Annotated in this window: 17 protein-coding genes, 1 tRNA gene and 1 rRNA gene; 16 read left to right on the forward strand and 3 right to left on the reverse strand. The window is 67.9% G+C overall.

Translation table 11 applies throughout. The features are described from left to right. Window positions 1–6 precede the first annotated feature (6 nt). Window positions 7–912, forward strand: coding sequence for an amino acid ABC transporter substrate-binding protein (locus tag FHP25_RS25285; protein ID WP_147849759.1), 906 nt, complete (start codon window positions 7–9; stop codon window positions 910–912). A gap of 78 nt (window positions 913–990) precedes the next feature. On the opposite strand, the gene FHP25_RS25290 is transcribed toward FHP25_RS25285, so the two are convergent. Both FHP25_RS25290 and tyrS read right to left on the reverse strand, forming a co-directional pair. Then, a complete protein-coding gene (locus FHP25_RS25290) occupies window positions 991–1,569 on the reverse strand; it encodes a Spy/CpxP family protein refolding chaperone (protein WP_178133773.1) in 579 nt (192 codons plus the stop codon). Window positions 1,570–1,692: 123 nt separating this feature from the next. Further along, entirely contained in the window at window positions 1,693–2,946 is a 1,254-nt protein-coding gene (tyrS, locus tag FHP25_RS25295) for a tyrosine--tRNA ligase (protein ID WP_147849761.1), read from the reverse strand. A 106-nt stretch (window positions 2,947–3,052) separates the two neighbouring features. Here tyrS and FHP25_RS25300 point away from each other — a divergent pair, with 106 nt between their 5' ends. Then, window positions 3,053–4,177, forward strand: coding sequence for an anhydro-N-acetylmuramic acid kinase (locus tag FHP25_RS25300; protein ID WP_231712467.1), 1,125 nt, complete (start codon window positions 3,053–3,055; stop codon window positions 4,175–4,177). Window positions 4,178–4,179: 2 nt separating this feature from the next. On the opposite strand, the gene FHP25_RS25305 is transcribed toward FHP25_RS25300, so the two are convergent. After that, window positions 4,180–4,845, reverse strand: coding sequence for an alpha/beta hydrolase (locus FHP25_RS25305; RefSeq protein WP_147849762.1), 666 nt, complete (start codon window positions 4,843–4,845; stop codon window positions 4,180–4,182). Between the two features lie 287 nt (window positions 4,846–5,132). On the opposite strand from FHP25_RS25305, the gene FHP25_RS25310 reads away from it, so the two are divergent. From FHP25_RS25310 to FHP25_RS25375, 14 genes are all read left to right on the forward strand, one after another. Continuing rightward, window positions 5,133–5,642, forward strand: a complete 510-nt coding sequence (locus FHP25_RS25310) for an Rrf2 family transcriptional regulator (protein WP_147849763.1) — start codon at window positions 5,133–5,135, stop codon at window positions 5,640–5,642. A gap of 21 nt (window positions 5,643–5,663) precedes the next feature. After that, on the forward strand, window positions 5,664–6,791 hold the full coding sequence (locus FHP25_RS25315; protein WP_331461701.1) for a cysteine desulfurase family protein: 1,128 nt from the start codon (window positions 5,664–5,666) through the stop codon (window positions 6,789–6,791). Between the two features lie 16 nt (window positions 6,792–6,807). Beyond that, window positions 6,808–8,046, forward strand: a complete 1,239-nt coding sequence (locus FHP25_RS25320; protein WP_178133774.1) for an IscS subfamily cysteine desulfurase — start codon at window positions 6,808–6,810, stop codon at window positions 8,044–8,046. Between the two features lie 27 nt (window positions 8,047–8,073). Beyond that, on the forward strand, window positions 8,074–8,508 hold the full coding sequence (gene iscU / locus FHP25_RS25325; RefSeq protein WP_147849764.1) for a Fe-S cluster assembly scaffold IscU: 435 nt from the start codon (window positions 8,074–8,076) through the stop codon (window positions 8,506–8,508). Window positions 8,509–8,519: 11 nt separating this feature from the next. Further along, entirely contained in the window at window positions 8,520–8,912 is a 393-nt protein-coding gene (locus FHP25_RS25330; RefSeq protein WP_231712468.1) for a HesB/IscA family protein, read from the forward strand. A gap of 41 nt (window positions 8,913–8,953) precedes the next feature. Beyond that, on the forward strand, window positions 8,954–9,589 hold the full coding sequence (hscB, locus tag FHP25_RS25335; protein ID WP_147849765.1) for a Fe-S protein assembly co-chaperone HscB: 636 nt from the start codon (window positions 8,954–8,956) through the stop codon (window positions 9,587–9,589). Continuing rightward, on the forward strand, window positions 9,589–11,481 hold the full coding sequence (gene hscA, locus FHP25_RS25340; protein WP_147849766.1) for a Fe-S protein assembly chaperone HscA: 1,893 nt from the start codon (window positions 9,589–9,591) through the stop codon (window positions 11,479–11,481). Before hscB ends, hscA begins: the two co-directional genes overlap by 1 nt. Window positions 11,482–11,510: 29 nt before the next feature. Next, window positions 11,511–11,846, forward strand: coding sequence for a ferredoxin family 2Fe-2S iron-sulfur cluster binding protein (locus FHP25_RS25345; protein ID WP_147849767.1), 336 nt, complete (start codon window positions 11,511–11,513; stop codon window positions 11,844–11,846). Between the two features lie 302 nt (window positions 11,847–12,148). Next, window positions 12,149–12,352, forward strand: a complete 204-nt coding sequence (gene iscX / locus FHP25_RS25350) for a Fe-S cluster assembly protein IscX (RefSeq protein ID WP_218578580.1) — start codon at window positions 12,149–12,151, stop codon at window positions 12,350–12,352. 75 nt (window positions 12,353–12,427) lie between these two features. Beyond that, window positions 12,428–12,934, forward strand: a complete 507-nt coding sequence (locus FHP25_RS25355; protein ID WP_147849768.1) for a glycine zipper 2TM domain-containing protein — start codon at window positions 12,428–12,430, stop codon at window positions 12,932–12,934. 51 nt (window positions 12,935–12,985) lie between these two features. Further along, window positions 12,986–14,125, forward strand: coding sequence for a tRNA 2-thiouridine(34) synthase MnmA (mnmA, locus tag FHP25_RS25360; RefSeq protein ID WP_147849769.1), 1,140 nt, complete (start codon window positions 12,986–12,988; stop codon window positions 14,123–14,125). Window positions 14,126–14,163: 38 nt separating this feature from the next. Further along, a tRNA-Met gene (locus FHP25_RS25365) sits at window positions 14,164–14,240 on the forward strand. Between the two features lie 83 nt (window positions 14,241–14,323). Continuing rightward, window positions 14,324–15,340, forward strand: coding sequence for an NAD(P)/FAD-dependent oxidoreductase (locus FHP25_RS25370; protein WP_147849770.1), 1,017 nt, complete (start codon window positions 14,324–14,326; stop codon window positions 15,338–15,340). 525 nt (window positions 15,341–15,865) lie between these two features. Then, window positions 15,866–16,166, forward strand: a 16S ribosomal RNA gene (locus tag FHP25_RS25375); the annotation flags it as partial.

Consider the following 16,166-nt stretch of genomic DNA (forward strand, 5'->3'; position numbering starts at 1 on the left):
TGCGCCGTGCGCCACCTAGGCACCCGGCGTCGGGCTGCATCGGCCGGCCTGGCCGTCGCGCTGGCGCTTGCCGTCGCGTCGCCGGCCGGCGCCGACGAGCTGACCGGCACGCTGAAGAAGGTGAAGGAGAGCCGCAGCATCGTGATCGGCTATCGTGAAGCCTCGGTGCCGTTCTCCTTCCTCAACCGGGCCGGCCAGCCGATCGGCTATTCGATCGACCTGTGCGGCGAGATCGTCAACGACGTGGTCGATACCCTGGGCGTCGACGTCGCGATCAAGTACCGCGCGGTGACGTCGGCATCGCGCATCCCGGCGGTGCAGGCGGGCGACATCGACCTGGAATGCGGCTCGACCACCGGCAACACCGAGCGCAAGAAGCTGGTGGCGTTCTCGCCGGTCTTCTTCGTCTCCGGCACCAAGCTGATGGTGAGGAAGACGGCGCCGGTCGCGTCGTATCGCGACCTGCGCGACAAGACCGTGGTGGTGACGGCGGGCACGACCAACGAGGCCGCCTTGCGCGCCATCGTCGAGCGCCAGAAGGTCCCCATCAAGATCGTCGTCGGCAAGGACCACGACGAGTCGTTCCGCATGCTCGAGAGCGGTTCGGCCGATGCTTTCGCCACCGACGACGTGCTGCTGTACGGGCTGATGGCGACGGCGAAGTCGGGCGGCGACTACAAGGTCGTTGGCGACTTCCTGTCATACGATCCTTACGGCCTGATGTTCCGCAAGGATGATCCCGATTTCGCCGCCGTGGTCGACCGCACCTTCAAGCGCCTCGCCGAGGGCCGCGACCTGGTGCAGCTCTATGATCGCTGGTTCCTGATGCGCCTGCCCACCGGCGAGCGGCTGAACCTGCCGATGAGCCCGCAGCTCGAGGAGATGTTCCGGGTCCTGGGGGTGCCAGAATAAGCGGCGGGGCAGTTGAAAGCCGCAGCCAGGGCGGCTGCGGCTTCATCGAGGTCGGAAGGGGCGTCGGACGCGACGGCCTTAGCGCGTCTGGCCGGCAGGCGGCTGCGGCGGGCTGACATTGCCGGCAGGGTCCGGACCCTGGCGGTGCATCATGTGCTTGCCGTGCATGCCGCGTGCCCACTGGTTGTGGCCGATGCGCGCCACCATCTCCGCGAGCTGCTTCTTCTGCTCATCGTTGAGGGACGGCGACAGCTTCTCGACCGCCTGGCGCAAGCCCTTGGTGGTCTCCAGCATCGCGGTCAGGCCTTTCTCGCGCTGGGCGAGCTGGGTGGCGGCATCCGGCGGCGTGGCCGGCCGCGCCGTCGCGGCGCGCTCGTTGCAATGCTGCTGCATCGGCTGCATCGCCGCCTTGGCTTCCTGCGTGAAGGTCTGCCAGGCGCTCTTCTGCTGGTCGTTGATGCCGAGCTTGACCTCGCTGTAGGCGAGGCGGCCGGCCAGCCGGGCCGGCATCTCGGCGCAGACGCGCTGCATCATGGCCTGCCGGCGCTCGGGCGACGGCCCGTGATCGCCCTTGGGAGCGGTTTGCGCGATGGCGGTTCCACCGACAAGCGCCAGTCCCACGACCAGGCCAGCCAAGAGATCTTTTCTGCCCAACATCTGCATACTCCTTCGGGACGGAGGAGAGGTCCCACCGTCCTTACGCAGAGAGGTGCGTCAGCATCCCCGGCAGCGATGGCGCAATTCCAGGCTCACGCCACGGTGATCAGCCGAGTGCGCGCCTCACACGGCGCGGACCAGGGCATGGCGCTTCTTGCCGGCCGACAGCTTGATGCGCCCATCGGCGCCTGTATCGGTCAGCGAGACCGGCTGGGTCTCGGATGTCACGGCTGCGTCGTTGACCCGCGCGCCGCCGCCCTTGATGAGGCGGCGCGCCTCGCCCTTGCTGTCGGCGAGGCCTGCCTCGGCGAACAGCTCGAAGGCCGGCACCCCGGCCTGCAGGCGCGCGCGTGCGATCTCGACCGTAGGCAGGTCGGCCGCGAGGGTGCCTTGCTCGAAGGTCTGGCGCGCCGTCTCGGCGGCCTGAGCCGCCGCCACCTTGCCGTGGCACAGGCCGGTCACCTCGGTGGCCAGGATCTTCTTGGCTTCGTTGATCTCGGCGCCGCCGAGCGCCTCCAGCCGCGCCACCTCCTCGAGCGGCAGCTCGGTGAAGAGCCGCAGGAAGCGGCCGACATCGGCATCCTCGGTGTTGCGCCAGTACTGCCAGAAATCATACGTCGACAGACGGCTGCCGTTCAGCCACACCGCGCCGGCCGCGGTCTTGCCCATCTTCGCGCCCGAGCTCGTGGCCAGCAGCGGCGAGGTGAGGGCGAACAGCTCGGCGCCCGCCATGCGGCGGCCCAGGTCGGCGCCCATCACGATGTTGCCCCACTGGTCCGAGCCACCCATCTGCACCATGCAGAGGTGACGCTTCCACAGCTCGACGAAATCGTAGGACTGCAGGATCATGTAGTTGAACTCGAGGAACGTCAGCGGCTGGTCGCGCTCCAGGCGCAGCCGCACCGAGTCCATGGTCAGCATGCGGTTGACCGAGAAATGGCGGCCGACATCGCGCAGCAGCGGGATGTAGAGCAGCGTGTCGAGCCAGTCGGCGTTGTTGGCCATCACCGCGTCGGTCGCGCCGTCGCCGAACGTCAGGTAATTGGCGAACGTGCCCTTGATGCTCGCCATGTTGGCGACGATCTGCTCGTCCGTCAGCAGCTGGCGCGTCTCGTCGCGGCCCGACGGGTCGCCGATCTTGGTCGTGCCGCCGCCCATCAGCGCGATCGGCTTGTGCCCCGTCTTCTGCCACCAGCGCAGCAGCATGATCTGCAGCAGGTGGCCGACATGCAGGGAGTCGGCAGTGCAGTCGAATCCGATATAGGCGACGCGTGGTCCGGTGGCGAGCAGCTCGTCCAGGCGCTCGGCGTCGCTGCACTGGTGCACCATGCCGCGCGCGTGCACGGTGCGCATGAATTCGGACTTGAACGTCGACATATCGCTGCCGCTAATGGATGGTGGCCGGCCGCCAGCCGGCTGGCGGCGGTCCTGTAGCACGGCGTAGGGGATGCGAACAACGCGGCGTTCCCCCGAGGACACGGTCATGGACGATCTGCTGAGGCGCGCGCGGCGCGGCGAGATGTTGCGGGTGATGGGCCTCATGAGCGGCACCTCGCTCGACGGCGTCGACGTGGCCGTGATCGAGACGGACGGCGAGCAGATCCGGGCCTTCGGGCCATCGCTGACGATGCCCTACGGCGAGGAGGTCCGCGACGCGGTGCGGCTGGTGCTGGGCGCCGATGCGCCGACGCCGCAGACCGAGCGTGCCGGACGGCTGCTGACCCAGGCGCATCGCGACGCCATCGCCGCGCTCTTCGCCGATCACCCCGGCCTGCGTCCGGCGGATGTCGATGCGATCGGCTTCCACGGCCAGACCATCACGCACCGGCCGCAGCGGCGCTTCACATGGCAGATCGGCGATGGTGCCTGGCTGGCGCGTGCGACCGGCCGGCCGGTGGTCGCCGATTTCCGGTCGGCCGATGTCGCCGCCGGCGGGCAGGGCGCACCGCTGGTCCCGGTCTATCACCAGGCCCTGGTGCGCCGCGCGGTCGATGGCGGCGGGCTGCGGCTTCCGGTTGCCGTGCTCAATATCGGCGGCGTGGCCAACGTCACCTGGATCGGGGCCGACGGCACCCTGCTGGCATTCGACACCGGGCCTGGCAATGCCCCTCTCGACGACTGGCTCCGCCAGCATGGCAGCCTGCCGTTCGATCGCGATGGCGAGATATCGCGTGCCGGGACGGTCGATCAGGCCCGGATAGGGCAATTCTTATCTTCATCTTATTTTTCTATAAAGCCGCCAAAGTCATTGGATAGAAATGATTTTCTTTCCAATATTGCCTCCGGCCTGTCGCTTGCCGACGGGGCTGCCACCCTGGCCTGGGCATGCGCTGCCGCGATCGCGGCTGCCGTCAGGGCGATGCCGCAGCCGCCGATGGCTTGGTTTGTATGCGGCGGTGGTGCGAAAAATACTACAATTATCAATAATATAGAACGTATATCTAATATTTCAGTTGAGAAATGTCCGGCGGAGTGGGTGGGCGATATGGTCGAGGCGCAGGCGTTCGGCTTCCTCGCCGCCCGCAGCCTGCGCGGCCTGCCGTTGAGCTTCCCGACCACGACCGGGGTGCCGGCGCCGCTATGCGGCGGCCGGCTGTTCGCGCCATAACCCTAGGTTTTTTCTTCTGGCTTCGGCTGCTCCGTCATCGATTTGGTGACGTAGCGGTCGACCTCGACGGCCAGCTTGTCCAGGCTGTCATGGAAGAAATGGTTGGCGCCCTTCACGGTACGTGAGTCGACCGTTATGCCCTTCTGCTGCGACAGCCGGGCCACCAGCTTGGCGATGTCGGCAGCCGGGACGACCTCGTCCCTGTCGCCGTGCACGATCAGGCCGGATGACGGGCAGGGCGCCAGGAAGGCGAAGTCATAGCTGTTGGCGGGCGGCGCGACGGAGATGAAGCCGTCGATCTCCGGGCGGCGCATCAGCAGCTGCATGCCGATCCAGGCGCCGAAGGAGAAGCCCGCGACCCAGCATTGCTTGGCGTCCGGGTTCATGCTTTGCAGCCAGTCCAGCGACGCCGCTGCGTCGCTGAGCTCGCCCAGCCCGTTGTCGAAGGTGCCCTGGGAGCGTCCGACGCCACGGAAATTGAAGCGCAGGACGGAGAAGCCCCGAGTCGCGAAGACGTGGAACAGGGTGAACACCACCTTGTTGTTCATGTTGCCGCCGGCCTGAGGGTGCGGATGCAGCATGAGCGCAATAGGCGCGTTCTTTTCCTTGCTCTGGTGGTAGCGGCCCTCCAGACGTCCATCGGGACCGGTATAGATTACATCAGGCATGCCCTACCTGTTACGCTGCGCTCGCGCGCCCTTTTCAAGTATCCGAGCCACACGCTCGGATACCATATCGTTGGTATGCTGAAACCCGGCCGAAAAACTTGACCAACGCACTTGGGCTTTCTATATGCTGTAGCGACAGCCGGTTCTTGACGCCGAGAATTCGTGTCTGCCGTCACTATCGGGGTCAGGTAGCGCGATTTCAAGAGCGATTTCAACGTGATCGCGCATTAGGCAGTTCTGCGGCCGGTCATACCGCAGAGCGGACCTGGGTTGGATGGAGAATGATCATGAGGCTGAGCACCAAGGGACGCTACGCTGTCATGGCCATGGTCGATCTGGCACGCCACGGTGCGCAAAAGCCGGTCTCTCTGGCCGATATCTCGACCCGGCAGGAAATCTCGCTGTCCTATCTCGAGCAGCTTTTTGCCAGGCTGCGCCGCGGCGGCCTGGTCAAGAGCGTGCGCGGCCCCGGCGGCGGCTACCGCCTGGCCCACGGCGCCGGCGAGACACGGATTTCCGACATCATCCTGTCGGTCGACGAGCCGATAAAGGCGACGCGGTGCAAAACCGATTCGCCGCTGGGGTGCCATAGCGACAAGTCGCGCTGCCTGACCCACGACCTGTGGGCCGAGCTCGGCAACCAGATCCATCTGTACCTCAGCTCCGTGACCTTGCTCGACGTCGTCGAGAAGCGGGTGCTGGGCACGGCCCGTCCGTTCACGGCGACGCAGGCGGACAGTGCGGCGATGCCGGCGCTGAGCACGCCGACGCCCGCCAACGCTGTCGCCGCGGAATAGGGCGCGCCATACGTGACTGAGATGATGACCCTTCGCGCCTACCTCGACCACAACGCCACGACCCCGATGCGCCCGCAGGCCATCGCGGCGATGGGCGAGGTTATGCGCGAGGTCGGCAACGCCTCGTCCGTGCATGCATTCGGCCGTGCCATGCGCGCCCAGGTCGACCGGGCGCGGACCTCGATCGCCGCGCTGGTGGGCGCGGCCGCCGCCGACCTGGTCTTCACGTCAGGCGGCACCGAGGCCAACAACACGGTTCTGCAGGCCGCAGGCCGGCGGCGGCTGATCGCATCCGCGGTCGAGCACGACAGCGTGCGCCTGGCCGCCGACGGCATCGTGCCGGCGCCGGTGAACGGCGACGGCGTGATCGACCTGGGCGCGCTGCAGCGCCTGCTGGCCGCATCGGATGAGCCGGCGCTGGTCAGCGTCATGCTGGCCAACAACGAGACCGGCGTCATCCAGCCCGTCGCCGCGGCCGCTCGCATCGCCCACGCGGCCGGCGCCGTGGTGCACTGCGATGCCGTGCAGGCGGCCGGCAAGCTCGAGATCGACATGGCGGCGCTGGGCGCCGACTACCTCACGGTCTCGGCGCACAAGCTGGGCGGCCCGCAGGGCGTCGGCGCGATCGCGCTGCGTCCCGGTGTGGCCTTCGCGCCGATGCTGCGCGGCGGCGGCCAGGAACGTGGCCGGCGGGCCGGCACCGAGAACGTCGCCGGCATCGTCGGTTTCGGCGTCGCCGCCAAGATCGCGCTGCGGGAGCTGCCGCGGATGGCGGCGCTGGCCGCCTGGCGCGACAAGATGGAGCGCAGCCTGGCGCAGCTGGCGCCGGATGCCCACGTCTTCGGCTGCGGCGCAGCGCGGCTGCCCAACACGACATGTGTGGCGATGCCCGGCGTGGCCGCCACGACACAGCTGATGGCGCTGGACCTGGCGGGAATCGCCGTCAGCGCCGGCGCGGCCTGCTCGTCGGGCAAGGTGCGGCCCTCGCACGTGCTGGCGGCGATGGGCGCGAGCGACGCCGACTGCGCGTCGGCGCTGCGCATCAGCCTGGGCTGGACGACGCAGGCAGACGACATCGAGCGGCTCGTCGCCGCCTGGGGCGACCTGAATCGCCGGCTGAGCCCGGCAAACCGGCCGGCGGCGGCTTGAGCTTGGAGAGTTGGCCATGAACGCGATCAATGGGCTGCGGCGCAACGACCAGCCGATCTACCTCGACTACCAGGCCACGACGCCGATGGATCCGCGCGTGCTGGAGGCGATGATGCCGTACTTCACCACGAAGTTCGGCAACCCGCACTCGCGCAGCCACAGCTACGGCTGGGAAGCGGAGGAGGCGGTCGAGAAGGCGCGCGCCCAGATCGCCAGGCTGATCGGCGGCGACGAGAAGGAAGTGATCTTCACGTCGGGCGCCACCGAGTCGAACAACCTCGCGATCAAGGGCGTGGCCCACTTCTACAAGGACCGCAGGAACCACATCGTCACCCTGGTCACCGAGCACAAATGCGTGCTCGATACCTGCCGGCACCTGGAGCAGGAGGGCTTCGAGGTCACCTACCTGCCGGTGCAGCAGAACGGCCTGGTGGATCTGGAGCAGCTGCGCGCGGCGATCACCGACAAGACCGTGCTGGTGTCGGTGATGGCGGTGAACAACGAGATCGGCGTCATCCAGCCGCTGAAGGAGATCGGCGCGCTGTGCCGCGAGAAGGGCGCCTTCTTCCACACCGACGCCGCCCAGGCGGTGGGCAAGATCCCGCTCGACGTGCAGGAGATGAACATCGACCTGATGTCGATCTCGGGCCACAAGATCTACGGGCCCAAGGGCATCGGCGCGCTCTACGTGCGGCGCAAGCCGCGCGTGCGGCTGGTGGCGCTGATCGACGGTGGCGGCCAGGAGCGCGGCTTCCGCTCGGGCACCCTGCCGACGCCGCTATGCGTGGGCCTGGGCGAAGCCTGCGAGATCGCGATGAAGGAGATGGAGTCCGAGGCCACGCAGCTGCGCAAGCTGCGCGATCGGTTCCTCAAGGGCATCCAGGCCCAGCTGCCGGACACCTATGTCAACGGCGACATGGAGCAGCGCATCCCCGGCAACCTCAACATCAGCTTCGCCTATGTCGAGGGCGAGTCGCTGATCATGGGGATCAAGTCGCTGTCGGTGTCGTCGGGCTCGGCCTGCACGTCGGCGTCGCTGGAGCCCAGCTACGTGCTGCGGGCGCTGGGCGTCGAGGAGGAACTCGCGCACACGTCGCTGCGCATCGGCTTCGGCCGCTTCACCACCGAGCACGAGGTGGACACCGCCGTCGACGACATCGTGCGGCATGTCAGCAGGTTGCGGCAGATGAGCCCGCTCTGGGAGATGGTCCAGGAGGGCGTCGATCTGAAATCGATCCAGTGGTCAGCCCACTGAATCGCGGACACAGCAAGGGAGCAAGTCATGTCCTACAGCGAGAAGCTGCTCGACCACTACGAGAACCCGCGCAACATCGGGTCGCTCGACAAGACTGCCGAGGATGTCGGCACCGGTCTGGTCGGCGCGCCGGCCTGCGGCGACGTGATGAAGCTGCAGATCAAGGTGAGCGCCGACGGCCTGATCGAGGACGCCAAGTTCAAGACCTTCGGCTGCGGCTCGGCCATCGCCTCGAGCTCACTGGTCACCGAATGGGTCAAGGGCAAGACGCTCGACGAGGCCGGCACGATCAAGAACACCGACATCGCCAGGCATCTGGCGCTGCCGCCGGTGAAGATCCACTGCTCGGTCCTGGCCGAGGACGCGATCAAGGCGGCCATCGCCGACTATCGCGCCAAGGCGGAGAAGAAGGTGACCGAGGCCGGCGAAGCGGCCGGCGAGCAGGCCGCGGCGGCCGAGTAGGAGTGGATGAGATGAGCGTGGAGACAGCACCCGTCGCGCGCAAGCCGGCCGCGCCGCGTCCGGCGCGGCCGCGGCCGCAGCTCATGACGGTCACCGATGCGGCCGTGTCGCGTGTGAAGGAGCTGCTGGCGCAGCGCGGCAAGCCGACCGCGGGCGTGCGCATCGGCGTGCGCAGCAAGGGCTGCTCGGGGCTGTCCTACACGCTGGAATATGCCGACGAGAAGGGGCCGAGGGACGAGGTCGTGGAAACACAGGGCATTACTGTGCTGGTCGACCCCAAGGCCACGCTGTTCCTGATCGGCACCGAGATGGACTATGTCGAGGAGAAGCTGAAGGCCGGGTTCGTGTTCAAGAACCCCAACGAGAAAGGCCGCTGCGGCTGCGGCGAATCCTTCCACGTGTGAAAGAGATCCGGGCGAGCGGATCGCCCGGGCAGGATCGGCTCATGACCATGTCCACCGCGGCCGCGACGGCCTCCGAGACCGCCGCGAGATGCTGGTCGTGCGGCGCCACGGCCCCAGACGCAGCACCCTTCTGCGCCGCCTGCGGGCTAGTGCAACCGCCCGGCCAGAGCGACCATTTTGCGCGGCTGGGGCTGGAGCACGGCTTCGACATCGACGGGGCGATGCTCGATCGCCGCTACTTCGACCTGCAGCGACAGCTGCATCCCGACCGCTTCGCGCGCAAGACGCCGCGCGAGAAGGCGATATCGCAGCAGCAGGCTGCCACCCTGAATGACGCCTACGAGACGCTCAAGAATCCGCTGCGGCGGGCTCGCTACCTGGCGTCGCGGCTGGGCGTCGACCTGCCCGCCGACGGCCGTACCATCGACGATCCGGAGCTGCTGATGGAGGCGATGGAACGGCGCGAGGCGCTGGCCGAGGCGGCAACGCCGCAGGACGTCGACGCCCTGGCCGGCGATGCCGCGCGCGCGCGCGAAACGCAGCTGCGGGGCCTGTCGGCGCTGTTCGCCGCCGCCGACAAGGCGGGATTGCGCGCGGCGATTTTGCGGCTTGCCTACCTCGACAAATTCACCGAAGAGGCGCGCGCCCGCCGCTTCAACCTGGGTGCTGCCGGCTGATGACACTGCTTGAGATCCACGAGCCCGGTGAAACGCCGTTGCCGCATGCCGGCGAGGAGACGCCGGCCATCGGCGTGGACCTGGGCACCACGAATTCCGTCGTCGCCGTGGCGCGGGACGGCAAGGTTGAGGCGTTGCGCGATGACCACGGCAAGGCGCTGGTGCCGTCGGTCGTGTACTACGCGTCTGACGGCGCCGCCGCCGTCGGCAGCGCCGCGCAGGCGCGCCAGGCGGCGGAGCCGGACCGCACCGTTTCCTCGATCAAGCGGCTGATGGGTCGTGGCGTCGCCGACGTCACCGAGGTCGGCGGCATCCGCGCCGACGAGGTCGAGCCGGGGAGCGGCGTGACCGACATGGTGCGGCTGCGGGTCGGCGGCCGCGCCCGCACGCCGGTCGAGATCTCGGCCGATATCCTGCGTACCTTGCGGGCGCGGGCCGAAGCGGCGCTGGGCAAGACGGTCGAGCGCGCCGTGGTCACGGTGCCGGCCTATTTCGACGATGCCGCGCGCACGGCGACGCGCGACGCGGCGCGCCTGGCCGGCCTCGAGGTCCTGCGGCTGGTCAACGAGCCGACCGCGGCCGCGCTCGCCTACGGCCTCGACAAGGCGGTCGAAGGCATCTACGCGGTCTACGACCTCGGCGGCGGCACATTCGACTTTTCGCTGCTGCGCCTGGAGAAAGGCGTGTTCCAAGTCCTGGCGACCGGTGGCGACGCGGCCCTGGGCGGCGACGACTTCGATCATGCGCTGGCGGAGAGGGCCCTGGCCGAGCGGACCGCACGTGGCCTGCCGGGCGCCGCGAGCGCGGGCGACGCCAAGAGCGCGCTGCTGGCCGGGCGGCAGGCCAAGGAGGCCCTGACGGCTGCCGAGCGGACGGAGCTGACGCTGGCGCTGGATGGCGGCACGTCGGTCCACGCGATCGACCGCCCGGCGTTCGACGGCCTGGTCGCCCCCCTGGTCGAGCGCACCATCGCGATCTGCGCCCGCGTGCTGGCGGATGCGGCGCTGGATCCGGTCGACGTGAACGGCGTCGTGCTGGTCGGCGGCTCGACGCGGGTGCCGCTGGTGCGCCAGCGCGTGGCGGTGCTGTTCGGCAAGCCGCCGCTGGCCGATATCGACCCCGACGAGGTCGTGGCGCTGGGCGCTGCCTTGCAGGCCGAGGCGTTGACGGCCGGCTCCGATACCCTGCTGCTGGACGTGACGCCGCTGTCCCTGGGCATCGAGACCATGGGGGGCATCGTCGAGAAGGTGATCCCGCGCAACACGCCGATCCCGGTGTCGCTGGCGCAGGAATTCACCACCTACCAGGACGGGCAGGGCGCGATGGCTTTGCACGTCGTTCAGGGTGAGCGCGAGATGGCGGCCGACTGCCGCAGCCTGGCGCGTTTCGAGCTGCAGGGCATACCGCCCATGGCTGCCGGCGCGGCGCGCATCCGCGTCACCTTCACGGTCGACGCCGACGGCCTGCTGACAGTGGCGGCGCAGGAGAAGACCACGGGCGTGGCGCAGCGCGTCGAGGTCAAGCCCACCTACGGCATCTCCGAGGAGGACATGGCGCGCATGCTCTACGACAGCCTGGAGCATGCCGAGGACGACATGGAAGGCCGTCTGCTGGTGGAGGCTCGGGTCGAGGCCGAGCGCCTCCTGCTGGCCCTGGACGCGGCGCTGGCAGTCGATGCCGACCTGCTGGACGGCGCCGAGCGGACCGATCTCGATGCCGATGCGAGCCGCTTGCGGGCGGCGATGGCCGATACCGACCGCGAGGCGATCAATGCCGCGGCGCAGGCGCTGGAGGCGCGTTCCAAGACTTTTGCCGAGCGGCGCATGGACCGCGGCGTGCGCAAGGCGCTGTCGGGCCTGTCGCTGGATCAGCTTGAATCGAAGGTCGGCTGACGCCCAGGCGCCGCCGCACGGAGTTGGTTATGCCGAAGATGGTGTTCATTGAAAAGAACGGGAACCGCAAGGAGGTGGATGCGCCGCTGGGTCTGTCCGTGCTCGAGATCGCGCATCGCAATGGCATCGACCTGGAGGGCGCCTGCGAGGGCTCCCTGGCCTGCTCGACCTGCCACGTGATCGTCGACAAGGCCTGGTACGACAAGCTCGCGGAAGCCAGCGAGGACGAGGAGGACATGCTCGACCTCGCATTCGGCCTCACCCACACCTCGCGCCTGGGCTGCCAGATCAAGATCACGCCGGAGCTGGACGGCCTGACGGTCAAGCTGCCGGCGGCGACACGCAACATGATGGTCGACAAGTGAGCAAGGCTGTCATCCCGAGCGCCCCTTCGACAGGCTCAGGAGAGGGATCTCCCTGCGAGGAGCGCACCGTGCGCTGTGCCGCAGGAGATCGCTCGCTGCGCTCGGAGCTTGTGATCTTTTCCTTCCCCCGGAGGGGGAAGGTGGCGCAAGCGCCGGAAGGGGGATGTTGCAACGGATTCGATGTGGCTTAGGGCCAGCGAATTCGTTGCAACATCCCCCTTCCGCCCCTTCGGGGCACCTTCCCCCTCCGGGGGAAGGATTGAGTCACACGCTCGGGATGACGGTGAGAACAAGGAGCGGGAATGCGCAAGCTGAAGTGGACCGACGTGCGCGACATCGCGATCGAGCTCGAGGAGCGTCATCCCGACGCCGACAACGTCAACCTCCGGTTCACCGACCTGCACCGCTGGGTGATGGAGCTGCCGATGTTCGAGGATGATCCCAGCCGGTCCAGCGAGAAGATTCTCGAGGCGATCCAGATGGCCTGGATCGACGAGCGGAGCTGATGCGCAGTAGGTGAGCGCCCGATTTCAGCCGTATTCCTTCGCCATGGTGCATCCTTCCCGGGGAGAGGTTTTCCGATGATGTCGAAGGTGGTTGCCCGTGCGCCGATGGTGCTGGCGGCCGCGCTGCTGTCGCTCGCCGTGACGGCCTGCGGCCCGCAGCATACCGGTGAAACCTACAGCCGCGGCGACATGCAGCGCGGCGGCCCGGTTCTCGCGGGGCGCATCATTGCTGTCGATGACGTGCCGATCTCCGGCACTGGCTCCGGGATCGGCACCGTGGGCGGCGGCGTCGCGGGCGCTACGATCGGGTCCGCGCTCGCCCATGGCAGGACCGGCAGCATCCTGGCGGGTGTCGGCGGCGCCATCATTGGCGCGATCGCCGGCAATGCCGTCGAGCAGGGCATCACCCGCGGCCAGGGGACGCGCTTCGTCGTCCAGCTCGACAACGGCCAGGTGATCAATGTTGTCCAGACGAACGAGGCCAACCTGCAGACCGGCGACCGTGTCACGGTCCTGGAAGGCGGCGGCAAGACCCGTCTGGCCCGTGAGAGTGGCCCGCCACCGCCTGACCCGCGTCCCTGAGGCAGCCGCGGCCCCTCTTGATCGGGCTGCGGGCTGGCCTATACCGGCATCATGAACGGGCTCGACATCGACAAGCTGCCGTCGCGCACCCGCGTGGTCGTCGCCATGTCGGGCGGCGTCGATTCGTCGGTAACGGCGGCGCTGCTGAAGGAGCAGGGCTTCGACGTCGTGGGCGTCACCCTGCAGCTCTACGATCAGGGCGCTGTGGCGGCCCGCAAAGGGGCCTGCTGTGCCGGCCAGGATATCTACGATGCCGCCCAGGTGGCCGAGCGGATCGGGATCCCGCATTACGTGCTCGACTACGAAAGCCGGTTCAAGGCCGACGTGATCGATGCCTTCGCCGATGCCTATGTGCGCGGCGAGACGCCGATTCCTTGTGTTGCTTGCAACCGCACCGTGAAGTTTCGCGACCTTCTGTCAACCGCACGCGACCTCGACGCCGATGCCCTGGCCACGGGGCACTATGTGCGGCGCACCGCGGGGCCGCATGGCGCCGAGCTGCGGCGCGCCGTCGATCCTGCCAAGGACCAGAGCTACTTCCTCTACGGCACGACGCGCGCGCAGCTCGACATGCTGCGCTTCCCGCTGGGCGCGATGAGCAAGGCCCGGACGCGGGCGCTGGCGGAGCGCTTTGGCCTGCCGGTGGCCGACAAGCCCGATAGCCAGGACATCTGCTTCGTTCCCGATGGCGATTACGCCGGTGTCGTGGCGCGGCTGCGGCCCGGGGCGATCGAGCCCGGGGACATTGTCGATACGGCCGGCCGGGTCGTGGGCCGCCACCACGGCATCGTGCATTTCACGGTGGGCCAGCGTCGCGGCCTGCGGCTGGATGCCCGGCAGGGCACCGACAACGCGCCGCTCTACGTGGTGCGGCTGGATGCCGCGCGCCGGCGGGTGGTGGTCGGGCCGCACGCCGCCCTGGCGCGCGAGTCGATCCGGATCGGCACGGTGAACTGGCTGGGCGACCGGCCCTTGGACCAGGATGGGCTCGCGGTGCTGGTGCGCCTGCGGTCCAGCCAGCCGTTGCGGCCGGCCACGGTGGCACGGGTCGGCGCGGAGGTCCTGGTGCGGTTTGAGACGCCGGAATTCGGTGTCGCGCCCGGCCAGGCCTGCGTCATTTACGACCGCGACGTGGGCGAGCGGGTGCTGGGCGGCGGCACGATTTTGTCCGCAGATGCTGGAGAGGCTTGACCTTGCGCCCCGGTATCATTTACCAAGCCGCCGCATAAGGCTGGGTAGCTCAGCTGGTTAGAGCACGGCACTCATAATGCCGGGGTCGGCGGTTCGAGCCCGCCCCCAGCTACCAAAATCCGGGACCCCCGATTTGCAACGAATCGGGGGTCTTGTTTTTCCGGCCGGTGGCCAGCGCCGGCAGCGAGGCGGAGCCTGATGAGCAACAGCCGCCATACGACCGATGTGATCGTGATCGGCGCCGGGCCGGTGGGCCTGTTCGCCGTGTTCGAATGCGGCATGGTGCGGCTGCGCTGCCATGTGGTCGATGCGCTCGATGCCGTCGGCGGCCAGTGCACGGCGCTCTACCCGGAAAAGCCGATCTACGACATTCCGGGCTATCCCCGGATCAATGCGGCCGACCTGGTGCACAACCTGCAGGCGCAGGCCGCACCGTTCCATCCCGTCTACCATCTCGGTCAGCGCGTCGAGCGTCTGGAGCGCACGGCTGACGGCTGGCGGGCGACCACGTCGCGTGGCGTCGAGATCGAGGCCAAGGCCGTGATCGTTGCCGCGGGTGTGGGCGCGTTCGGCCCCAATCGGCCGCCGCTTGCCGGCATCGAGGCCTACGAGGGGCGGAGCGTGTTCTACTACGTCACGCGGCGTGAGGATTTCCGCGACAAGCGCGTGGTGATCGCCGGCGGCGGCGACTCGGCGGTCGACTGGGTGCTGTCGCTGCAGGAGGTCGCGGCCCGGGTGATGGTGGTGCATCGCCGCGCCAGGTTCCGCGCGGCGCCCGAAAGCGAAGCGCGCCTGAAGGCGCTGGCCGCCGCCGGCAGCATCGATCTCGTCGTGCCCTATCAGCTGCACGCGCTGGAAGGGCAGGGCGGCAAGCTCGATGCCGTGATCGTGGCGACCCTGGACGGCGAGACACGGCGGCTGGAGGCGGATGCGTTGCTGCCGTTCTTCGGCTTGTCGATGGAGCTGGGGCCGATCGCGACATGGGACCTCGATCTCGATCGCGATCTGATCGTGGTCGATCCCGCGACATGCGCGACGTCGGCCGACGGCATCTACGCCATCGGCGACATCGTGAGCTATCCCGGCAAGCTGAAGCTGATCCTGTGCGGCTTCAGCGAGGCAGCGATGGCGGCACGCGCGATCTATGCGCGCGTGCATCCGCAGACGCCGCTGCACTTCGAATATTCGACGACATCGGGCGTGCCCAACCTTTGATGCCGGCGTGCGCCGCGGGATGAGAGCGGCGCATCGTGTGGATAGATTCGGCGCTGCGCTGGAGATGTCGACATTTTCCGGCGCGCAGAGCATCGCTTCTTCGCGGAGCGCGTTGCTGCGCTGCGCCATCACGTGCGCATGTGCGACGAGAAAAGCCTGATTTTTCCGAGCTTTTTTTTGATTCTCACAAAAAAGCATTTTCCTGTTTGACACCACGAAGTCACCCTCCTATAAGCCCGCTCCTCGGCGGCGGGGACGCGAAGCGAAAGCAAGCGAAACGCCGGCGGGACGGGCCTCGAAGCCCGCGCTTTATGGACAGGTCTGAAGGAAGGGAAACGCTGGCGGCGGTGTAAGCTGCCGGGTGTTGGGCAGAGATGCCTGGTGCTTGGTGGTGGATGCTGTCGCGAGCGAGGACGCAGGTGAATTGTGGGGCGGGGTGAGAGCCTTGCTTCAGGATGAGCCGAGCGTTTTGGTTTGTGACGGGATCCGTTGCCGGCCGGGGCGCCAAGAGCCCTGGCTGGACTTGAACATGAGAGTTTGATCCTGGCTCAGAACGAACGCTGGCGGCAGGCCTAACACATGCAAGTCGAGCGGTCGTAGCAATACGACAGCGGCGCACGGGTGAGTAACGCGTGGGAACCTGCCCTTTGGTTCGGAACAACCCTGGGAAACTAGGGCTAATACCGGATAAGCCTCCGCGAGGAGGGAAAGATTTATCGCCGAAGGAGGGGCCCGCGTCCGATTAGCTAGTTGGTGGGGTAATGGCCTACCAAGGCTGCGATCGGTAGCCGGTCTGAGAGGACGATCGGCCACACTGGGACTGAGA

Source organism: Vineibacter terrae (assembly GCF_008039615.1).
GTDB classification, from domain to species: domain Bacteria; phylum Pseudomonadota; class Alphaproteobacteria; order Reyranellales; family Reyranellaceae; genus Vineibacter; species Vineibacter terrae.

Coding starts and splice junctions, on each gene's coding strand:
- iscX (WP_218578580.1), top strand. CDS start 12,149: ATGCGCAAGCTGAAGTGGACCGACGTGCGCGACATCGCGATCGAGCTC.
- tyrS (WP_147849761.1), bottom strand. CDS start 2,946: ATGTCGACGTTCAAGTCCGAATTCATGCGCACCGTGCACGCGCGCGGC.
- FHP25_RS25355 (WP_147849768.1), top strand. CDS start 12,428: ATGATGTCGAAGGTGGTTGCCCGTGCGCCGATGGTGCTGGCGGCCGCG.
- FHP25_RS25305 (WP_147849762.1), bottom strand. CDS start 4,845: ATGCCTGATGTAATCTATACCGGTCCCGATGGACGTCTGGAGGGCCGC.
- FHP25_RS25300 (WP_231712467.1), top strand. CDS start 3,053: ATGGACGATCTGCTGAGGCGCGCGCGGCGCGGCGAGATGTTGCGGGTG.
- FHP25_RS25310 (WP_147849763.1), top strand. CDS start 5,133: ATGAGGCTGAGCACCAAGGGACGCTACGCTGTCATGGCCATGGTCGAT.
- FHP25_RS25290 (WP_178133773.1), bottom strand. CDS start 1,569: ATGTTGGGCAGAAAAGATCTCTTGGCTGGCCTGGTCGTGGGACTGGCG.
- FHP25_RS25315 (WP_331461701.1), top strand. CDS start 5,664: ATGATGACCCTTCGCGCCTACCTCGACCACAACGCCACGACCCCGATG.
- mnmA (WP_147849769.1), top strand. CDS start 12,986: ATGAACGGGCTCGACATCGACAAGCTGCCGTCGCGCACCCGCGTGGTC.
- iscU (WP_147849764.1), top strand. CDS start 8,074: ATGTCCTACAGCGAGAAGCTGCTCGACCACTACGAGAACCCGCGCAAC.
- FHP25_RS25370 (WP_147849770.1), top strand. CDS start 14,324: ATGAGCAACAGCCGCCATACGACCGATGTGATCGTGATCGGCGCCGGG.
- FHP25_RS25320 (WP_178133774.1), top strand. CDS start 6,808: ATGAACGCGATCAATGGGCTGCGGCGCAACGACCAGCCGATCTACCTC.
- hscA (WP_147849766.1), top strand. CDS start 9,589: ATGACACTGCTTGAGATCCACGAGCCCGGTGAAACGCCGTTGCCGCAT.
- FHP25_RS25345 (WP_147849767.1), top strand. CDS start 11,511: ATGCCGAAGATGGTGTTCATTGAAAAGAACGGGAACCGCAAGGAGGTG.
- hscB (WP_147849765.1), top strand. CDS start 8,954: ATGACCATGTCCACCGCGGCCGCGACGGCCTCCGAGACCGCCGCGAGA.
- FHP25_RS25330 (WP_231712468.1), top strand. CDS start 8,520: ATGAGCGTGGAGACAGCACCCGTCGCGCGCAAGCCGGCCGCGCCGCGT.